The 19,091-nt window shown below is 56.8% G+C and carries 16 protein-coding genes; 6 read left to right on the top strand and 10 right to left on the bottom strand.

Translation table 11 applies throughout. From position 1 onward, the window contains the following. Positions 1 to 19 precede the first annotated feature (19 nt). Together H7A51_14470 and H7A51_14465 are read right to left on the bottom strand one after the other, a co-directional pair. On the bottom strand, positions 20 to 3,040 hold the full coding sequence (locus H7A51_14470) for a hypothetical protein (GenBank protein MCP5537423.1): 3,021 nt from the start codon (positions 3,038 to 3,040) through the stop codon (positions 20 to 22). Positions 3,041 to 3,336: 296 nt separating this feature from the next. Continuing rightward, a complete protein-coding gene (locus H7A51_14465; protein MCP5537422.1) occupies positions 3,337 to 4,545 on the bottom strand; it encodes a substrate-binding domain-containing protein in 1,209 nt (402 codons plus the stop codon). Positions 4,546 to 4,890: 345 nt separating this feature from the next. Between H7A51_14465 and H7A51_14460 the strand changes: the two genes are divergently transcribed. The 5 genes from H7A51_14460 to H7A51_14440 all read left to right on the top strand — a co-directional run bounded on the left by H7A51_14460 (position 4,891) and on the right by H7A51_14440 (position 8,262). Next, positions 4,891 to 5,094 (top strand): type II toxin-antitoxin system HicA family toxin, encoded by a 204-nt coding sequence (locus tag H7A51_14460; GenBank protein MCP5537421.1) that lies wholly within the window; start codon positions 4,891 to 4,893, stop codon positions 5,092 to 5,094. Next, positions 5,091 to 5,315, top strand: a complete 225-nt coding sequence (locus H7A51_14455) for a pilus assembly protein HicB (GenBank protein MCP5537420.1) — start codon at positions 5,091 to 5,093, stop codon at positions 5,313 to 5,315. The genes H7A51_14460 and H7A51_14455 overlap by 4 nt, the downstream gene beginning before the upstream one ends. 82 nt (positions 5,316 to 5,397) lie before the next feature. Further along, positions 5,398 to 5,853, top strand: a complete 456-nt coding sequence (locus H7A51_14450) for a hypothetical protein (protein MCP5537419.1) — start codon at positions 5,398 to 5,400, stop codon at positions 5,851 to 5,853. 79 nt (positions 5,854 to 5,932) lie between these two features. Beyond that, positions 5,933 to 6,952, top strand: coding sequence for a Gfo/Idh/MocA family oxidoreductase (locus H7A51_14445; GenBank protein ID MCP5537418.1), 1,020 nt, complete (start codon positions 5,933 to 5,935; stop codon positions 6,950 to 6,952). A 20-nt stretch (positions 6,953 to 6,972) separates the two neighbouring features. Then, positions 6,973 to 8,262 carry an NnrS family protein gene (locus tag H7A51_14440; GenBank protein MCP5537417.1) on the top strand — a complete coding sequence of 430 codons (1,290 nt, stop codon included), beginning with the start codon at positions 6,973 to 6,975 and terminating at the stop codon, positions 8,260 to 8,262. Between the two features lie 19 nt (positions 8,263 to 8,281). Here H7A51_14440 and H7A51_14435 read toward each other — a convergent pair whose 3' ends face one another. The 5 genes from H7A51_14435 to H7A51_14415 form a co-directional block, all read right to left on the bottom strand. Next, the gene (locus H7A51_14435; GenBank protein MCP5537416.1) at positions 8,282 to 9,715 is read right to left on the bottom strand and encodes a sulfatase-like hydrolase/transferase; all 1,434 of its coding nucleotides are present in this window, start codon (positions 9,713 to 9,715) and stop codon (positions 8,282 to 8,284) included. A 4-nt stretch (positions 9,716 to 9,719) separates the two neighbouring features. Beyond that, on the bottom strand, positions 9,720 to 10,424 hold the full coding sequence (locus H7A51_14430; GenBank protein MCP5537415.1) for a c-type cytochrome: 705 nt from the start codon (positions 10,422 to 10,424) through the stop codon (positions 9,720 to 9,722). Continuing rightward, entirely contained in the window at positions 10,424 to 11,041 is a 618-nt protein-coding gene (locus H7A51_14425; GenBank protein MCP5537414.1) for a metallopeptidase, read from the bottom strand. The genes H7A51_14430 and H7A51_14425 overlap by 1 nt, the downstream gene beginning before the upstream one ends. Before the next feature lie 35 nt (positions 11,042 to 11,076). Further along, positions 11,077 to 12,720, bottom strand: a complete 1,644-nt coding sequence (locus H7A51_14420; GenBank protein ID MCP5537413.1) for a sulfatase — start codon at positions 12,718 to 12,720, stop codon at positions 11,077 to 11,079. Between the two features lie 72 nt (positions 12,721 to 12,792). Next, positions 12,793 to 14,187 (bottom strand): sulfatase-like hydrolase/transferase, encoded by a 1,395-nt coding sequence (locus tag H7A51_14415; GenBank protein ID MCP5537412.1) that lies wholly within the window; start codon positions 14,185 to 14,187, stop codon positions 12,793 to 12,795. Positions 14,188 to 14,350: 163 nt separating this feature from the next. Here H7A51_14415 and H7A51_14410 point away from each other — a divergent pair, with 163 nt between their 5' ends. Then, positions 14,351 to 15,514: a substrate-binding domain-containing protein gene (locus H7A51_14410; GenBank protein MCP5537411.1), complete on the top strand. Its 1,164-nt coding sequence runs from the start codon at positions 14,351 to 14,353 to the stop codon at positions 15,512 to 15,514. Positions 15,515 to 15,563: 49 nt separating this feature from the next. On the opposite strand, the gene H7A51_14405 is transcribed toward H7A51_14410, so the two are convergent. The 3 genes from H7A51_14405 to H7A51_14395 all read right to left on the bottom strand — a co-directional run bounded on the left by H7A51_14405 (position 15,564) and on the right by H7A51_14395 (position 19,018). After that, a complete protein-coding gene (locus H7A51_14405; protein MCP5537410.1) occupies positions 15,564 to 16,667 on the bottom strand; it encodes a Gfo/Idh/MocA family oxidoreductase in 1,104 nt (367 codons plus the stop codon). A 387-nt stretch (positions 16,668 to 17,054) separates the two neighbouring features. Further along, positions 17,055 to 17,930 (bottom strand): PEP-CTERM sorting domain-containing protein, encoded by an 876-nt coding sequence (locus H7A51_14400; GenBank protein ID MCP5537409.1) that lies wholly within the window; start codon positions 17,928 to 17,930, stop codon positions 17,055 to 17,057. A 167-nt stretch (positions 17,931 to 18,097) separates the two neighbouring features. Then, positions 18,098 to 19,018, bottom strand: a complete 921-nt coding sequence (locus H7A51_14395; GenBank protein ID MCP5537408.1) for a PEP-CTERM sorting domain-containing protein — start codon at positions 19,016 to 19,018, stop codon at positions 18,098 to 18,100. Positions 19,019 to 19,091 lie beyond the last annotated feature (73 nt).

The following is a 19,091-nucleotide window of genomic DNA, read 5'->3' as shown; positions in this document are numbered from 1 at the left end:
TCGGAGGATCGGATATCCGCTAATCGATGACAAAGCGGTAAAACAACGCTGTTGCAGGATTCGGTTGCGGGATCTCGATGGGCTCGGCATGGCCATTGACTCCGGTGCCCGCCACCGGATCACCCACATCCTCCCAGCTGCCGGGCATAAGGGACGTCGACGACTGAAGTTGGTAGCTGTGTCCGGCATAACCGCCCAGGGTGACGGTATGCCCTTCCTCTTGCAGGGTAATGGCAACGGTCAGATCGGCATTGGTTGCATCCAGCACACTGCCATGGTTCACCAGACCTGATGGCACGGCGCCATTGTAAACCAACAGATCAAGCAGGCCGTCATTGGTGAATGAACCCGACACGGACAGATCGGCGCTTCCCTTGACGATGAGTGTGCCTTCGTTATGGATGGAGGCAAAAGGGCCGTCAGCGGACGACAAGGTGACGGTCTCCCCCGCCGCGACATGGAGCACGGGAAGCACAGGAGCCACACCGAGACCATCATAAACACTGCGCTCGGTGCCCGCTGCGGCAGCACCATCAAAATCATCGACATACACGGTGATCGCACTGCCTGCACTGACCACCCGGCGGCCGATGTAGGCGCGGTAGAGGGCTTGTTGGTCGTCGCGCACCGTGACCGGGGCATCAAACTGCGATGTCTCGGCTTGCTGGCACGAGTAGCGACGGAACACGAGCATGTCGGAGGTCGAAAACCCGGCCCGGGTTCGCCAGTCGTCACCCGGCATCGACCAGAAGTAGGCAAAAACATCATAGCTGCCGTCTGCCAGACCGGTGAGGGTGGTCTTGATGGCGGGTGCGTTTTCGCTGCCGCTTTCATTGGCCGTGTAGGCGGTGGTGCCATTGCCGAGGCCCGTGTGCAGGTGCCATTGACCGTCGGCGGAGCCATCGTTGCTATCCGGGCCGGTGAAAGTCAGGGGCGAGCCGTTGGCGAGGGTGGTGTTAGTTTGACTGGCATCGTGGTAGGTGACCATTCCGACTTCTTGGTCCGGCCGATCGATGATACCGACCGGTGACTCGTCATAGTCGCGCTGGTGAGGATAGCGGCCGCGCAGCCAGAGCACGGCGGTATACCCGTCCTGCCATCTTGGAACAATCGGGCGCAGGTTCTCGACGGTTGAGTTTTCGGTGACCGGGGTCCACGACCAGCTCGCACCCTGGTCGTTGGTGACACCTTTGAAAATCTCATGTTTCGGCAGCGCCGTATCATCGCGGGGATCAAATTCAGAGGAGATGTAGATGGTCGATGGATCGTTCGGGTGGATCGAGCCGAGCCCCGTGTAGTCGTTCTGGCCGGCATGCAGGCCGTCGCCCATTTTGCATAGCTGGGTGGTTTGCCAGGCCACCCCGTCGAAGCGGGCGTAGAACAAGCGGTGGTCGGCGTCACCGGATTGCCCGCCAGTGGCCGCCGTGCCGTAGCGCGTGGTGAAGAGCCCATACGGGGTGCCGTTGATCCACTCGAGCTCCATCGTCCAGGCGTGATGGAGGGAGGTGGAACTTACCGCTGACGTCGTCCAGACCGGCGTGAAATTCTGCGGGGCCGGCGCGCTCTGGTCGAAGATGTTGGCGTCGACGACGTTGCCGAAGGAATCGTATGACTTCCCTCCCTGAATGTAGCCGTGATAGATGCTGTTGTTGTAGTCGTACGGGTGGTGCTCGGTACACATGAAGTCGATGCGGTCGACCCCATTGCCCGAGAATACGAAGTAACCATTCGAGTAGCTGTTTCCTGTCGTGGTGGTCGAGAGTTTACCACCATAGGTCCAAGTGGCACCCTGGTCGTCCGAGTAAGCGATGTGCGGGGTGCGGTCGTCGGCTCGGGCGATATTGTACAACCGTCCCTGGCCAGTGCCCTCAGCGGACATGAAGTGCATGTTGGTGTAGGTGACGTCATCATCACCCGAGCCATTCTCCGGCCAGGTGAACGCCTGTTCAGCCTCCCAGGAACTACCATCATTCGGGTTGGTGGTGATCCTCCAGAAACTTCTGGGCACGTTGTCGTCGCCCCAGTCCACGGTATCGTTGTAACCTGCTCCGTAGTTGTGGCCGGTGTGCTTGGCCAGATACCTTCCGTCGGGGCGCTGCCAGAGAGCGGCCACATTGTGATCGTCGCCCTTGTTGAGCGTCGGAACGGTCCCCAGTGTCACCAGCGTGCGTTTGCCGGTCGTCTGTGAAAAGGTGGTGACATCCATGTCTCCGTCGCGTGGCTCGCCTCCATAGCCAAGGTAATTCGCAACAGAGGCGATCACGAGGTCGCCGCTATCGCGGTCGACCAGTGCCCGTTCGTCCTGGTACCAACACCAGCCGCCGTTGTCGTTCAGAAGGATCAGATTCCCGTGAACAAGGTCAGCCGCCGAGATGGGAGGATCGGGAGGAAAATCAATCGGGCCAGGATCGGTGGTGTCACCCGTCTGGGCGTTTATCCAGTCGAGCTGAAGCTGCCCGGCACTGTGCATCGTATTGCTGAGGACAATCCAGTAGTTTCCGCCAGGGTGCGCCGCCTGGGCTGAGGCGTGATCGAGATCCAGCTTGAATGCCAGGGCCGCGACCGACCCGGGATCACCATCGGTCAAATTGGTCAGGTTCGTTGCTACGGTAACCGAGTCAATCAGGGTGCCACTGGTCCAGTCAGTGGCTCCTGCGGGTGCGGCGTAAACGGAGGCCGTCACATGGATTTCGGTGGTTTCGTTGAGGCGTCGACTTGCCAGACAGTGTATCCACAGCTTCGACTGAGACGGATCGCTGAATACTCCATCCGCCAAAGCGCCAATGGCCTGGCCAATACCAGGTGGGTCCGCCGGAGCACCCGAGGTGGTCTGTAGGTGGGCCCATGTGGTTCCGGCCGCAGTGTTGGCCACCAGAGTGCGGTTCTCGCCGATCAACCCGACGATACGGCCATCGGGCATCTTGCGCTGCCATCCGGAGGGTGTGGTGTTGAGGAATTCGTTACCGCCGATGGCGTCATCCTCGAAGCTCTGGTTGGTCAAGGGGAGTATCTCTCCGTAAACGGGAAAAGCACCCTGCATGAGAGCGGCGCAGAGGAGTAAACCATATATGCCTTTTACGGCCAACCGATCGTTACGGGACCGGACGAGGGACCGGATGGCAAAACTCCCGGCTGATGCTTGATCCGAGTGGGTGCGACAGTGTTTGTTTAAGTAATACATGGAAAGGGATGCATCGAGACCTGCCTACCTACCCTCTTCGTGAGTAAAAAGCCATGGAACGTCTGCGGCTAGAAACTCGCTGAAACATGGAATGATGACCATTCCATTCTATTGTCGATTTGTCCCAACGGCGGACATCCCGAGCCCAGCACGCGCTACACTGACTTTTTTCTCCACTTTCCGGGAGACATCCCTTCTTCCCGGGTAAAGACTGTGGAAAAATGGGCCACGTTCTTAAATGAACATTGCTCGGAAATCTCGGTGAGGGATTTTCCACTAAAACGAAGAAGGTACTTCGCCTCCTCGATCCGCAGACGCAGGATTTCATGCGCAGGGCTGTTGCCAAATTGCTCCTCAAAACCGCGGTAAAGCCGACTCCGGGAAAGGCCCGGACTGGCATCAAGCACATCTTCGACGGTGATTCCCTTGAACGCATTTTGGCGGATGTAATGCACGGCCATGGCAAGCGAGGATTCGGTCCCTTGGGGAACCCCTGTGGAGTAGCGCTCCACCACCGTGGGCGCCGGCAAGCCAATCTCATCCTGCGGGAGTGGATGCCCATTCAAATGCTTGGTAAGCAGCTTAATGGCAAGTTTGCCCACCACACTGCCAACACTGCGAAAACTGCTGATCGGTGGATCTGCAAACAGGCATACATTATCATCCGACCGGCTTAAAACCGACAGCGAATCCGGAATCCCGATCCCCAGGCGCCGGGCAGCTTGAACCACGGTAATCGCCGTATAACCACCACTGGAAAGTATCCCCGTCGGCCGGGCAAGCCGCGACAACCAATCGTCCAGGCCTTCCACAACAGGTAATTCATGCCGGTTTTGATAACTGGTGGTGATGCCACTGACACCCACCGTAAAGCTGTCAAACTCGCCACCGCCATCCGCCATGCATTCCCTGATATGATGGAGTACCCGTTTCTGGGCTTCGGTATTCACCGTGCTGACCGTAGCGATATTGCGCACCCCGAGACTCTTGAAATAACGAACCGTCGCCCGGGCCAGTGCCTGAGGGTCAATGGCGATCGTTGGGATTGTCGGACCAAGGTTATCCGGATGCACATTCACCATCGGAATATCGGGTAGGTATTTTCGATATTTATCATAGCGCCCCCGATCCAGGCCCAGTATCATGCCATCGAGTTTAGCAGCGGCTAACAGCTCGGGAATATCTTCATCGCGCCGATAGAGCAGATCAACGGGGATCACACCTTGCCCCGGTTCAAGGCGAACCGAACTCATTCCGGATACCACCTCACTGGAATAAAAGTGGAATGCCTGGGGCGCAAGCAATCCCACACGCCACCTGATATCGGCATTCCTTACAACAGCATTGTCCTGCGTTTCCAGCATCCGGAGGGTTTAATACCTAAACAGCCTCCCGATAACAAGCCCGCATCCAGCCAGCTTGTCATAACCGGCAATGGGAGGCACGAGGCGGGGCAAGGCTTTGGGCAGACTGCCTCCGGAATCGCGTGCTGGTCAGTCATTAACATTCACTTGCATCCACGATCCAGGCCATACTCTTTCATCAATCGCAATGATCTCATCATCCGGAGGCAGCCAAGATTGGGTCGATTGTTTATAAACCCAACATCTTCGTTCATGCCCCCCAGTATGGATTGGCTATGCCAGGGCGCACTGGACGACCAATAATGTGACCTTGCACGGCTGAACAATTGGTTATACTATCGCCGTGTGCCCCGCAAAATTCGCCAACTGATCAAAGATCTGAAAAAAGCTGGGTTTGAGCAAATTTCAGGTGCAGGAAAAGGATCTCACCGTAAATTTGTCCACGACAGGTTTCCTGGAGCTGTAACCCTCAGCGGAAAAGAGGGTGCGGATGCCAAGCATTACCAAGAAAGGGAAGTCAAGAACGCGATTGAAAAAATCAAACAATGAAGACTATAGATAAATACCATATGTGGGTGGAATGGTCTGATGAAGATCAATGTTACATCGGCAAGTGCCCAGACTTGATCACAGGAATTCATGGTGATGATCCGGTCACTGTTTTCCAGGAATTAAACCAGGTCGTGAAAGACGTGATAGAGCACCTTGAATCCAGCGGCAAGTCGCTTCCCCGTGTTCGAACCCGCCCAATGATGGAAGTGGCGACGTAGAAAATCCCCGGGCAAGGCTTTGGGCAGACTGCCTCCGGAATCGCGTGCTGGTCAGCGCGCGCCGATGTGCTAACATGGACTTATGCAATCAGCTGCCATCGACTGGGAAGACGTCTCTGTCCTCGTTTTCACCCTGGGAGGTATCCTCACCTTTATCGGCTTCTGGTGTTTCGTTTGCTGGATGATCTCGGTATTAGGAGGCTGGGGCCGGATGGCGGCGCGGTTTCCCAGGACGCTTGCCCCGACCGGGCAACGGTTCGACATGCAAAGCGGGTCGGTGGGGCTGGCGAACTATAACAACTGCCTGACCATCCACGTCAGCGGAGCGGGAATCGATTTTGCGGTCTGGCCTATTTTCCGGATGGGCCACAAACCGGTGTTCATCCCCTGGCAGGAACTCAACCATCCGCGGGTGAAGCAGTTCCTGTGGTACAAGTATGTCCGCATCGATGTGGGCTCTCCAAAGCTTGCCACCATCACCGTTTCTGAAAAGGTGTTCTCCGCGTTTCAGAACATCAGCGGCAGGCCGACGGCTTGAAGCCTGCTGTTTTCCGCATGGCAACGATGCCTGCCCTAGCCTACGACAACACTTTCCGCTAGATCCATCCTGGAACATTATGACTGGACAAAAAAACAAAATCATCCGCTGGGGAATTGTCGGAACGGGTAACATCGCCCATAAGTTCGCGCTGGGCTTGAAGCTGTTGGACGACTCGGAACTGGTTGCCGTGGCATCGAGGACGATGGCTTCAGCTGGTCGTTTTGGCGACGAGTTTGGAGTCAAGCACCGGCACACTGACATCGCCGCGCTGGCCGCCAACCCTGAGGTCGACATCGTCTATATCGCCACCCCTAACACGGCACACTGCGCCAACACCCTCACCGCCCTTGAGGGAGGTAAAGCCGTGCTTTGTGAAAAACCCTTCGCCATGAACGCAGCGGAGGCCACAAGCATGATCCATGCAGCCCGCGCCAAGGGACTGTTTCTCATGGAGGCCGTGTGGTCGTTTTTTTTCCCGGCGATGGAGAAAGTCCGCTCCCTCATCGCCTCGGGTGCGCTCGGTGAAATCCGGCTGCTCCAATCGAACTTCTGCTTCCGGGCCGCCTACAATCCAGACGGCAGGCTGTTTTCCCCGGAACTCGGCGGTGGCGCCCTGCTCGATGTCGGGATCTATAACGTCGCCCTGGCCAGAATGGTCTACCAACGACAACCGGACCAAATCCGCAGCATGGCACACATCGGGGAAACGGGAGTCGATGAGCAGTCGTCCGCCATCTTCGGTTACGAAGGTGGTGCCATGGAGATGATGACCAGCTCGGTCCGCACCGGCAACCCACGGCACGAAGCGATGATCCTTGGCACCGGGGGCCACATCAGGATACCCCACATGTTCTGGCAACCGGACCAGATCATCGTCAAGGTGGGTGACGGACCCGAACAAACGCTCAACTTCGACCGCATCGGTGGGGGTATCAACTACGAGGCCGCAGCCGTCGCGCAATGCCTGCGCAACGGTGGGTTGGAATCCGCCGTCATCCCCTTGGCCACCACCCTTGACAACATCAGGACCCTCGACCGCTGCCGCGCGCAGTGGGGGCTGGTCTACCCCTCGGAACGCCCGGACCCGCGCAATTAACGAAAAAAATTTCTTTAATTATGCGTGACTCTCTTTATGCTGCCTCCGAGATGATGAGCAAGACGTCAAGAGCGCTGCGGATGGCGGCGACCGAGCCCTACCGGATTTTTTTCCCCGTTGCCTTGTTGGCAAGTGTGACCGGAGTCATGCTTTGGCCATTGTTTTACTGGGGCCAGCTTTCCTACTACCCGCTGTTCTCGCACGCCCGACTGATGATCGAGGGTTTTGTGGGTGGTTTTGCCATTGGATTTCTCACCACGGCACTTCCGAAGATGCTCAACGCCAAGCCTCTGCGTGTCTGGCAAATGTTATTGATCCTGGTGCTGTTCATCAGTTTCTGCACCGCGCACGCGCTGGGGCATCTCCGTACCGGTGACGGACTGTTTACGGTGACGATGGCGCTGACGGTGGCGCTGATGCTGGTCCGGCTGGTGAAAGGCAACGCGGTCCCCCCCCCGGGAATGGCACTTGCGGGTCTGGGGCTGCTCTGCGGCATCGCCGGCGCTGCGTGGTCGGCGGTCTTCGGGTTCACCGCTGACATGCATTGGACACAATTCATGCAACGGCTGCTCTACCAGGCGTTTATACTGTTTCCTTTGTTAGGTGTGGGTGGCTTTATTTTCCCAATGATCCTGGGAACCACCAATCGGCACGCCCGGCTCGGCAATCCGCAGATGCGCAAAGAGTGGCGGGCCAAAGCGGCTGAAAGCGCGCTGCTTGGGGTGATTCTAATCTTCACCTACTGGGTGGAAGTGCATGGGGGGGTAAAAATGATGTCCTGGGTCAGGGTCGCACTCTGCGGCGTGTGGATCACCAAGGAAAGCGGTTGGTTATTGAGAAAAAAGGCCAAGGGCATCATGCCTCTGTCGCTGCGCGCGGGCATCGTCTGCCTTCTCGGTGGTATGGTTGCCACGGGCATCCTGGAGCAAAATAAAATCGCCCTCGACCACATGCTCTACATCGGTGGCTTCGGACTGATTACCATGATGGTGGCGACGCGTGTCATCTACGGGCACAGTGGCCAGGGCGACAAATTCCAGAAATGGGTCAAACCGGTCATCTGGTGTGTCGGCTTGTTACTGTTTGGCATGGCCACCCGGGTATCGGCCGACTTTATGGTGCACATCAACAGCACCCTCAGAGTCAGCCACCACATCTACGCCGCCGCTTGCTGGGTGGTTGTCAGCATCATCTGGGGTATCGCGGTGATGCCTTCTGTTAGGAAGGCACCCTTTCCCACATTTGTGAAACCCACACCCAAGCCGACTGACAAACCATCGCTGATGGATATGGATTTCAGGAAAAAGTAGGACCACTTCGCAAGTTGTCCTACTTGTTGTAGTCGCCGCCACTGGCGCTGTGGTCGACGGATTTACTCCACACCCCAAACGCCTTGGTCATTTGTGCAAGGACTTCAGGCTTGGTCTTGGCAAAGTCGCTTTTTTCAGACGGGTCCTTGGTGATGTCATAAAGTTCCCAACCCTTGCCTTTTTTGCCTTTGTAAATTTTGTATTGGTTATCGGTCCAGGCGGACTGGCTACCAAAGAGGAAACCGATGGGTGCTGGTCGTTTTTTCATCGTTCCATCGAGAAGCGGAAGAAGGTTGATACCGTCGAGTGGCCGTGCATCGGGCATCTTGAATCCCGTGATCGCCATGATGGTGGAAAAGTAGTCCATCGTTCCGGCTGGAACATCAGTGCGGGTAGGAGTTTTCATTTTAGCCGGCCACTCGATCAGGCCGGGCACCCGGATACCACCTTCATGGAGGCTGCGTTTGCGGCCAGAGAAATCGGCAGCCGAGCCTGGCGATTTGGCATCACCCTCCGGCCCGTTGTCACTGGTAAAGGCTAACAGGGTGTTGTCGGCGATACCCAGATCACGCAGTGTCTTACGCAGTCGGCCGACCTGGTCATCGATGGCGGAAACACAGCCGTAGTAGTTTGCATGGAAGCCGTCGGCATCCGGGTAGAGGTCGGTGTGTTCTTTACCAGCGACAACGGGAAGATGCGGTGCGTGCAGCCAGATGACGGCGAGGAAGGGGTTTTTGTTTTGGGCATTTTCCTTGATGAAGGGAATGGCGTGATCGACGATGATTTTCGAGTCGTCGCCCTTGAGTGTCTTGGGATCAACCATTTGTCCGGGGCCGGTCCAGTAGTGGGTGCCATAGGCATCGTGTTCGGCATCTTCGCCGACCGGCCACCATCCTTGCTTTGACGGCTTACGAAAATCCCCCTGTGTTTTCGGACCAGGTTTGTCCATCGGGTCGTAGGTCGGGACCTTGGCTTCGGTGGCAAAGGTGACATCCACACCGTTGTCCCACGGTGGCGAATAATCCTTCACTCCCTTCGGGCCACCACGGTTGGATTCCTTGACGGTCTTGGTAAGCGTGCCGAGGTGCCATTTCCCGAAGTGTCCAGTGCGGTAACCCACTGTTTTTAACGCTTCATAAATGGTGAATTCCTCCGGCTTCATGTGGCCTTTGTTGGCGGTGACTATTCCGTAACGATAGGGATTCCTGCCGGTGACCACACTGCCACGCGTGGGTGAGCACACGGCTGAGGCCGAGTAGAAACGGTCAAATACCAACGACTGACTGGCCATGGTATCGAGGTGGGGCGTCTTGATCGTGGTGCCGCCATTAAACCCCACATCCCCCCAACCCAGGTCATCACACATGACGAGAATGATGTTAGGCTGCTTGATATTCGCACCGATAACAAGGGATGCACTGCAAGATAGAAACAGGGTCAGTAAAGTTTTCATCAGTCTATTCTTTGGTTTTTGGAGTTTGGATTTTTGTGTTTTTATCCTCTGGATATTGTTTTGACAAGGTGGAGATGTAGAGGATGACATCGCGGGCCTCGTCGTCGTTGGACAGATAGCCGGCCGCCTTGCGCATCTTTGCGCCATCCTCGTCTTCCGGGTGGTAACCGCGTGTGCCCGCCTTGAATTTATTCCATTGGGCGAGTAGATACCAGTCCTGCAAACCGGCGAGGTGTGAGCTGCCAAAGGAGATTTCACCCCGACCATTAAAGCGGTGGCACTCCATGCAGTTCTCGCGGTAGAGATGGGCACCCCGTTCAAGGTCGGCAGTGATGGTCGGCTCATGTTCCACCACGGGAAATGCCTCCAGCGTGTCGAGGGCCTCGTCGATCCGCTTGTCTGTTAGAGCGAGGATCGCTGCGCGCATTGCCTGACCCGTATGATCGGCCGGGTGGTCCCCGCGCAGGCCCTTACGGAAATTATCGACCTGCTTTTCGACATACCACCTTGGCAGGGAGGCGATCGAGGGAGCACCGATGTCCATGTTTCCCTGTCCGCGGTCGCCATGGCAGGCAGAGCAGACGGTTTGATAGGCATCCGCCGACACCGCCGCTGCCTCATCCTTGGCCCGGTCACCGCCGGACTGCCGGGGAAGCAGCCATGCGAGGATGGCGAGAATGGCGAAACCTGCGGCTACGGTGTATTTCATCAGGGGCGGGCTGGAACAGCTTTGTTGTTGGTTGGTTGTTCTTTTGACCTTGTTTTCCAGAGCGACTCCACCATCGCGTAGCCTTGTGGATCAAACTGCTTTAAGTCCGCACGGGTGAAGGGGAAAAAATCGTTTTTACCAAAGTAGGCCTCCGTACACTCGGCGAAGTATTCTTTTTCGTTATTGAGGCCATAATGCCTCTGGGTCTTGCCGTTGACATGCCTCACCTTTTCATATTTTCCGCTGGCAAGCATGTTTTTATACGCCGCCGTAATCACTGGATTTTGAAAACCATGTACCTGGTGGTGGAAAGCGTGGGCCAGTTCGTGCAACACCATCATCGGCTGTGTTTTTTCCCAATCGATAAAATGGTGAATGTTCTGTATCTCGATACTGCGGACTTTCTCCGGCATACGGTCGTTGGCCGCCAGCCATTCGGGATTCGGGTGATAACACGCCCCGCTGCGCAGGTCTTTATTAAGCCAGAACGGGACGGTTTTGAGTCTGGGTAAAATCGCCGGGTTGATGTGTTTCTCAATTTCGGCGAACTTGCCGTCCAGCAGCGTGATGGCCGGCTTGAGCCGGGCATGGTCTCGCAGCGACTTCTCAACGTGCACCGTCCAGCCTCTCAGCTGGAGAACGTCATAGTCACTTACGGAGAGTTTTTTGGAGCCTTGGGGGTATTCTTCTGCTTTGGCTTTTTTGCACCACCGCCTTTCTTGATGAAATCATACTCGGGGTTCACGCAGAATTTACCCCATCGTTGATAAACCGCTCTCAGGCCAGCTTCCGATTCCGGACTCTGGCCTTTGTCACCGGTCTCCCTGATCCAGTCGTCCAGGATGGTGCGGTGCCTTTTCAGCTCCCCGGCGAACTTCGGATCATCGGCCAGGTTGTCGACCTGGTGCGGATCTTTTTCCATGTCGTAGAGTTCCTCCGTCGGGCGTTTGCCGAAAAATGCCCACTCGGGGATGTCACCCAGTTTGCCGCTGGCGTGAAGCTCGCGCAGGCGCCTGGTCTGTGGCTGGGGATCACGGTATTGGGGCTGGAGCAGAATCCTGTCTGTTAGAAAATTGCGGATGTAGCGGAACTTCTCCGTGCGTACGGTGCGGATGCGGTCGATGGTGTAGTCGCAGCGGTCGCGGGCGGAGATGACGTAATCGCGTTTTTGGTAGTCCTTGGCAAAGAGGTCCCGGCCGTCGAGGTGGTCGGGCAGCGGGATACCAGCCAGGGCGAGCGAGGTGGCGCAGATATCCAGCGTGCTCATCAGCTCGGTGCGCACCGTTTTTTGGGGGATGCCGGGCCCGGTGATGATCAGCGGAACGTGCACCCCGCCTTCGTAACAGAACTGCTTGTGACGCAGGGAGTGATTGTTGCCGTGGTCTGAGAAGAAAAAGACGATGGTGTTGCCGAGCTGCCCGGTGTCCTTGAGTTTTTTCATAATGGCCGCCACATGCCCGTCGGTGACCCGCATGGTGTCATAGTGGTGCGCCCAGTCCTTGCGGAAGATCTCCTCGTCCGGAAAGTAGGGTGGCACTTTCATCGTGGCCGGGTCCACCTTGTCCTTAAGTCTACCCGTATTCGCTTTCCCCCCCTGCAGCTGGATCTGGCCAAACCATGGCTTGCCGGCGGGGAGCTTGGTCCAGTCGCCGCTGCCTTTCTGCCCATAAAAACCATTTTTGGGTTTGGGATTCCCGATCGAATAATGCTCGCTGCGATGGTAGGCAAAGTTATAGTCGTCCTTGCCCTGGTTGAATGTGGCGTAGCCGTTTTCCCGGAAAATCTGCGGCAGGGTTTTGATCCCCTTGGGCAAATGGATCGCCGATGCCGCTGTGCGGGACGAGCGGTGGTTGTGTGTTCCCGTGGTCGTCTGATAGACGCCGGTGATCATCGCTGACCGGCATGCCGAACAGACCGGGGCGGGGACGTAGGCACGGGAAAAACGGACCCCGCTGTCAGAGAGCCGGTCCAGTGTGGGGGTTTTGCCCGCGTTGACGGGGTAGCCATACGACTCCATCCATGGGGAAAGATCCTCGACATAGATCCAGAGGATGTTGGGTTTTATAGAGGCTTGCACTCCCTTGGGGTCGCCCGCCGTAGAAGCTTGCACTCCCTGGCGGTCGCCCGCCGTAGAGGCTTGCACTCCCTTGGGGTCGCCCGCTGTAGAAGCTTGCACTCCCGGGCGGTCGCCCGCCGTAGAGGCTTGCACTCCCTGGCGGTCGCCCGCCGTAGAAGCTTGCACTCCCGGGCGGTCGACCGCTGTAGAAGCTTGCACTCCTGCCGCTGTAGCCGCCATGGGGCTGAGCGGCAATAAACAAGAGGTGAGGAGGAGGGGTGTTAGTCTCATAATCAATACTGATCGGGCCGGTTATTGGGCAGGTTGATGTTTGTTCTTCTTATCCTTTTTGGGCTTTTTGGGGGTTTTGGCCTCCCGACCAGGTGCGCCCGCACCCCATAGTGGCTCCTTGAGCTGTTTTTCCCAATCCTTCATTTTGACCAACAGGCCTGCCACCACCTCGGGTTGCTGTGCTGCGAGGTTTTTGCTTTCGCCAGGGTCCTGCGATAGGTCGTAGAGTTCGGGCTGCGCGCCCGCTTCACCACGGTTGTGGATCAGCTTCCACTTGCCCTCGCGGAGGGAGATGCTGCCTTTTGAGCCATGCTGGCGCCAGTGCAGGGCGCGTGTCGGTTGTGAGTGCGCGGCTCCTGTGAGCAGTGGCAGGAAACTACGACCATCCAGGTTCCAGCCCTCGCCCACCCGGTTGCCGGTGGCTTCGACAAAGGTTGGCAGTATATCGAGGGAGATAATGGGCTCGTCAATCACCCCACCGGCTTTGATCTTGCCTGGCCAACGCATCGCCCAGGGGACCCTGACACCACCTTCCCACAGTCCGCCTTTTTTACCCTTGAGCGGGGTGTTCATGGCGCCCGTGCTGGTCTGGCCACCGTTGTCGTTGGTGAAAATCACGATGGTATTGTCCTCGATGCCGTTGTCCTTGATCGATTTGAGTATTTTACCCACGTTGTCGTCGAGCGAAACAATGAGCCCCGCGTAGTTTTTACGCCGCTTTTCCCCGATATGCGCCAGCCGTGCGAGATCCTCCTGCTTCGGCTGCAGCGGACCATGGGGTGCGGTAAAGGAGACAAACAAGTAAAATGGCTCGTCTTTGTGTCGGCTGATAAAACGACAGGCAGCAGCGCCAAGGCGATCGGTCACGTAGCCCTCCTCCTTGGTGGGCTTGTCATTGTCCAGAATCACCCGGTGTGGCGATGGCTTAGCGATTGAAAAATACGGGCGTGACCCTTGCAGCAAGCCGTAAAACCAGTCATAGCCACGCTTGTTAGGATGGAACTCCGCCGGATAACCGAGGTGCCATTTGCCGATCAGGCCGGTTTTGTAACCGAGCTTCTGGAGGCGTTTCACCCCGAAGGTTTCATTGAGATCCACACCGCCCTTAAAGCCGGGGGGCAGGTTGTTATCGTACCCGAAACGTTCCTGGTAGCGCCCCGTCATCAAACCCGCACGTGAGGGGGAACAAACGCAACCCGACATGTAGGCGTTGGACAGCCGCACGCCATCACGGGCGATCGTGTCGATGTGCGGAGTCAGTTTTTTCATATCCTGCTCGCAGTCCGGCTGAAAGCCGAAATCGGCGTATCCGGCATCATCGGAAAAGAGGATGACGATGTTGGGTTTGTCAGCAGCCATGGACAAGGTGGCCATGCCCAGTGACATGATGGCGACGGCGGTCATTTTATTTCTCATTGCTTTGGTTCTTTGTTTATCATTCTCTTATCGACGGTGACGGATGCCGCTTGAACGGATTGCGGTCATAGGCGACTATGATGACGCAGACGGACTGGTTTTACTTACATTATTTGATCAACAATTTTCGTTTCCAGCCAATCATTATTCACGCTATCACACGATGGAATCCACCAAACGTTATCATATTGCCGTTATTTTCCCGCATTGGTATTCCTTTCTGAACGAAGTCATGGAGGGGGTGCTGGCGATCCACAGCATCCGCATCCACTGCCGGTTCAGAAACTTCATCTCGACCGACTTCAATGAACCGGTTGATTTCCCCCACGGCTACCAACCGGACGGCATTCTTGTCTCATACGATGACCATTCCTTCGAGGCGGCGTGGCTCCACGAGCTCGGTGTTCCCGTTGTCAATATTTTCCCCACCACCAAAAGCAACCTGGCCGCGGTTTCGGCGGACCTCAAATCCTTGGCCCGGGTCGCCATTGATCACTTTGCCGCGCTCGGGTTTGACAACATCGGTTTTCTCGGCACATGCAACCTACCGCATTCAAGTATCTCCCGGCAATTATTCCAAGATGAATGCAATCGCCGGAACCTTCCTTTTTGGGCCATCAATATCCCCGACGGCATCAATACAGGCTCCTGGGCAAGACTTGAAAATGAGGCTCCAGAACTGAAGGAACGACTGCTCAAGCCCAATGGCAGGACGGGGATCTATGCCAGCCACGACATGCGGGCCCGGCTGCTGGTCGATTATTGCACTGATCTCGGCGTTAAGGTTCCCGAGGAGATCGGGGTTCTCGGAAGATTCGATTCGATCAACGCCCGTCTCAGTACCCCCGAGCTCTCCAGTGTCGTCGTGCCGGCCAAGGAAATCGGCACCCGGGCCATGCAAATGCTGATCGATCTCATTGATGGCACGGAACTCGACAAGCTGCATGAAGAAGTCCCGGTGCGTGAAATCCGGGTGCGGGCGTCAACGGTGGGCGAGTCAGATCCCGACATCATCGTGCTCCAAGCCCGCACTCTTATCCGGGAGAACGCCTGCAATGGCCTGACTGTGGATGAACTCATCCAATCGCTGCCCCTCGCCCGCAGCACCTTCGAAAAACGCTACCGCGCGATCACCGGCTCATCACCGGCCCAGGATATCCGTGAGATCCGGGTATCAGCCGCCCGGACCCTCCTGCTGACAACCCGGAAAACCGTCGATGAAGTCGCGCGTGAGGTCGGCTTCACCGACTCCCGCCCCTTCGTTGTCTTTTTCAAACGCGAAGTCGGAGAAACCCCGGGCGAGTTTCGCAAGAAACACAGAAAATAGGGGGATGGAGCTCCGGCATTCACCGGCCGCATCCCAGAACGGCTGCCGCTCACACTTTCGCCACTGCCACCGCTTTTCCGGTCGCGATTGACTTGAAAACGGCCTCCATGACGAGGTGGTCTTTCAATCCCTCGAGCCCGTGGACCCGCGACTCCTTGCCAGCCATGATGTCTTTGGAGAATTGATCCATCTGCACCTGGAAGTGATCGGTTTTAGGGAAATTCAACGGGTTTTTTGGATCGGTCGACCAACCCTTCTGCCCGCCCGTGCCAAAACAGGGAGCCATGCCAAACCTCCCCCTATCCGCAAAGGCGGTGAGTTGGTTGTATCCATACAAGTTGAATGAGCACATCAGATTGGCTGTTCTTCCGGAGGCAAACTGCATGGTCCAGGTCACGGTTTCGTCCACCTCGGCAAATTTCCTTTTGTCCGTCTTGGTTTCCAAGGCACTCACCGTGACCGGCTCCTCACCAAAAATATAACGTGTGGCCTGGATCAAGTAGACCCCCAGGTCAAGCAGCGCGCCGCCACCCAGCTCCTGCTTCAGCCTCCAACCGTCCGAGCCACCCATGCGGAAAGTAAATCCCGCATCGATGTGCCGCACCTTGCCCAAGGTATTCTCGCTGGCAAAGCGGATCATTTCCCGGTGGTGAGGTTCGTACTGCAATCGATAGGCGACGCCCAGTTTCACCCCCGCCTTGTTGCACGCTGCAATCATCTCGCGGCAGTCTTGCGGGGCAATGGCCATGGGTTTTTCCACATAGACATGCTTACCAGCCTTCGCCGCCCTGAGGGTAAACTCCTTGTGCATGGAATTGGGTAAAACGATGTAAACCACATCGATGTCGGGGTTATTGATCACCTCGTCGAAATTTTCATAGTTGTAAATCCCGCTGTCCTTGAACCCGTATTTCTTTTTCCAATGCGCGGCCTTCTCCGGGGTGCCGGTCACCACCCCCGCCATGTGGGCGTGCCTGGTCTTCAACAGGGCGGGTCCGATCGACCTGTCACTGAGGCCGCCGAGGCCTACGATGGCCCAACCGAGCTTTTTCTTGCCGGCTCCGGCTTCCTGTCCCGTCACGATCGAAGTGGCCAGCCCCGCACCGATCACTGTCTTCAAAAAGGGGCGGCGGGAAATCGGATGCTCATTCATATATCCCAGTAAACACCACCATGCCATGTTTGCCAAGCTCTTGACCCGCGAAAAGAGAGCTTTTTACGCGGCCGGCACGACCGACAAGAGCCTGGAAGCCTCATTGACTCCTCTCCCGCCGCCTGCACATGAAACACCTAACACCTGCACGACGGATTCACCCATCCTGCCGACATGTTGCAAACATGTCCTACTTTAGAGCAGGTGGATGCAAAGCCATACCAGCCACTGGTGGTGTTGGAAACAGGCAAGAACAATGGGCTGGGGTGCCGGGGGGTAACTCCAAGGGGTTTACTTCCATTGATCACCACGAACCGCGAAAGTCCGGGGCAGGGTGGAGTAAATGGGTGACACCCTGTTTCCTGTGGCGCAGGACCGTGTGCTACCTTAGCCTTTACGGCGGCGGAGGATCAGGGCGAGGCCGCCGAGACCGAGCAGGGCGGCGGAGGACGGCTCGGGCACATTGGTGATGTGCACAACAAGGTCTGTTGGACTGCTGTAGTCCAGGGTCGCGACCAGGCTGTCGTTCGCCGTGTAATTGAAGGTGGTGAAGGTGCCGTCAATGACACCGCCGGTAGCAAACAGGGTGTAGGAGTCACCGGCTGTGGCGCCGGTGATGTCGAGGTCAAGGGTCGCTCCCCCGGCGGACAGATCCAGATCATTTTGCAGGATCATGGTGGTCAGGTTGGTGGAGGTGATGTCAAAGTGGATCATCGAGCCGCTGCCCACGTCCAGGTGGTCGATGACGCCCAGCGTCGATGCCGCGTCGGCCGCCAGGTTCAGGGTGCCCAGTGTCAGGTAGAGGTTTTTCCTGCTGTCGAGAAGCCCCCCGGAACGTACGTTGATGGTGCCGTTGTTGGTGACGTAGGTATGCGCGCCACCGCCGATGACGGTCATGACTCCATCGATATTGAGTGTGCCCCCGTCCACGGTCAGGTCCGTGTCGGTGTTATACCCCACCCCTTTTCCGAGATGCACGGTATGCCCGGCGGAAACGGTGAGCGTGCCGAGCACATCCAGGTTGTAATGCTGGTTTCCAGAGTCATTATAGCTGGCGGAAGTCACCGCTGTATGGCCCGCGGCAATGACCGCGTCCCGGTCAGCCCCATCTGCGGCCGCGTCATTGTCCGGCAGGCCGTTGTCCCAGTTGGTCGCTGTATTGAAATCGGTGGTGCCGTTGGTAAAGATCGTGATCGCCTGGGCTGAACCCAGCGACAGGGAAAACACGGCAAACAGGTAGTGTGGTATGTGTGTTGTCTTCATTGTTCGATTTATTGATAAATGGTATTCTCGAATATTATCGAGCCGCGTCCGCGCCGTCCATGAAATGATTTGTTGCCACATCGTCAATTTTGCTCATGCACACGCCCCATGGACAAAAAACGGGAGGACCGCAGCCCTCCCGTTGCTCATAGAATCGTGAAAATGATTTATTTCCTGCGGCGGAGGATCAGGGCGAGGCCGCCGAGACCGAGCAGGGCTGCGGAGGACGGCTCGGGGACCACCTGCAGGCGCAGGTATCCGGCATCAGCTACATCCTGGTTATAGATCAGATTATAACTCTGGCCAACACCCAGGCCGTTGACGGTCACGTTGCTAAAAGTACGGCCGCTTGGTTCTGCTCCGCTAAAATTGGTAAATTTCTCGACACCTGTCATCAGGTCGAAGGTCTGTCCGATCGTAGGTGCCGTGTCAAAATCAACCACCAGATCGACCGTGTTTGCAAACCTCACCTGCATCGAGCTGCCGTCAATCACAGCGTGGTTTCCTGCGGCATTGATTTGGAAGCCAAGTGCCGTGCCATTTCGTAGCTGAAGAATACCGGGGCCTCCGGTCAAGTCACTTTCCGCCATGAAGTAGAGTTCGGCACCTGCATTGGCAACCATGGCAATCGAGCCGCTGGCGGCAAGGATGCCATCATTGAAGATCTTGGTCGTTCCTGTCAAATCAACCGTGCTCGCGAGGTTTAAAGTGCCGTCCAACACGTTCAGGACGGGGGTGTCCACCGTCCCATTCAGTGTGAGTGTGCCGGTGGCAGGACTACTGCTGGTCCGCCCCACGTCCACCTTGTTTGTGGTTGTCAGGGTGACTCCGGAGTCCACGATCAGCGAAGCGTCTACCCCGTAGCCCACGACAATCGCGGAGCTGCCTGCATCGTGATCGGCGGACAATTGGGCGTCCCCCTGAAGCCGGCCTGCACCGTTGGAGCCATCCGGAAGTCCGTTATCCCAGTTGCCGGTATTGAGAAAGTTCGTATCCACGGCATTGGTAAATACCGTGACTGCCTGTGCCGAGGCCAGTGAGAGGCCCATTCCTATGGCCGAGTTGTAGATAAGTGTGCCTAATTTCATCGTATTGTGTTGAGTTACAGCTGGTAACCTAACGCAAAAGACGATCAACCCCAGAGACAAATCTTACATTGAA

This window comes from Akkermansiaceae bacterium, assembly GCA_024233115.1.
Taxonomy (GTDB): Bacteria; Verrucomicrobiota; Verrucomicrobiia; order Verrucomicrobiales; family Akkermansiaceae; genus Oceaniferula.
The sequence above is the reverse complement of the archived record's forward strand: the minus strand, read 5'-3'. Positions and strand labels throughout refer to the sequence as shown.

What these genes read in the sequence shown, in the direction of transcription:
- H7A51_14455 (MCP5537420.1), top strand. Translation starts at nt 5,091, where the DNA reads ATGAAGACTATAGATAAATACCATATGTGGGTGGAATGGTCTGATGAA.
- H7A51_14450 (MCP5537419.1), top strand. Translation starts at nt 5,398, where the DNA reads ATGCAATCAGCTGCCATCGACTGGGAAGACGTCTCTGTCCTCGTTTTC.
- H7A51_14420 (MCP5537413.1), bottom strand. Translation starts at nt 12,720, where the DNA reads ATGGCGGCTACAGCGGCAGGAGTGCAAGCTTCTACAGCGGTCGACCGC.
- H7A51_14445 (MCP5537418.1), top strand. Translation starts at nt 5,933, where the DNA reads ATGACTGGACAAAAAAACAAAATCATCCGCTGGGGAATTGTCGGAACG.
- H7A51_14440 (MCP5537417.1), top strand. Translation starts at nt 6,973, where the DNA reads ATGCGTGACTCTCTTTATGCTGCCTCCGAGATGATGAGCAAGACGTCA.
- H7A51_14415 (MCP5537412.1), bottom strand. Translation starts at nt 14,187, where the DNA reads ATGAGAAATAAAATGACCGCCGTCGCCATCATGTCACTGGGCATGGCC.
- H7A51_14465 (MCP5537422.1), bottom strand. Translation starts at nt 4,545, where the DNA reads ATGCTGGAAACGCAGGACAATGCTGTTGTAAGGAATGCCGATATCAGG.
- H7A51_14410 (MCP5537411.1), top strand. Translation starts at nt 14,351, where the DNA reads ATGGAATCCACCAAACGTTATCATATTGCCGTTATTTTCCCGCATTGG.
- H7A51_14405 (MCP5537410.1), bottom strand. Translation starts at nt 16,667, where the DNA reads ATGAATGAGCATCCGATTTCCCGCCGCCCCTTTTTGAAGACAGTGATC.
- H7A51_14470 (MCP5537423.1), bottom strand. Translation starts at nt 3,040, where the DNA reads ATGCAGGGTGCTTTTCCCGTTTACGGAGAGATACTCCCCTTGACCAAC.
- H7A51_14400 (MCP5537409.1), bottom strand. Translation starts at nt 17,930, where the DNA reads ATGAAGACAACACACATACCACACTACCTGTTTGCCGTGTTTTCCCTG.
- H7A51_14430 (MCP5537415.1), bottom strand. Translation starts at nt 10,424, where the DNA reads ATGAAATACACCGTAGCCGCAGGTTTCGCCATTCTCGCCATCCTCGCA.
- H7A51_14395 (MCP5537408.1), bottom strand. Translation starts at nt 19,018, where the DNA reads ATGAAATTAGGCACACTTATCTACAACTCGGCCATAGGAATGGGCCTC.
- H7A51_14435 (MCP5537416.1), bottom strand. Translation starts at nt 9,715, where the DNA reads ATGAAAACTTTACTGACCCTGTTTCTATCTTGCAGTGCATCCCTTGTT.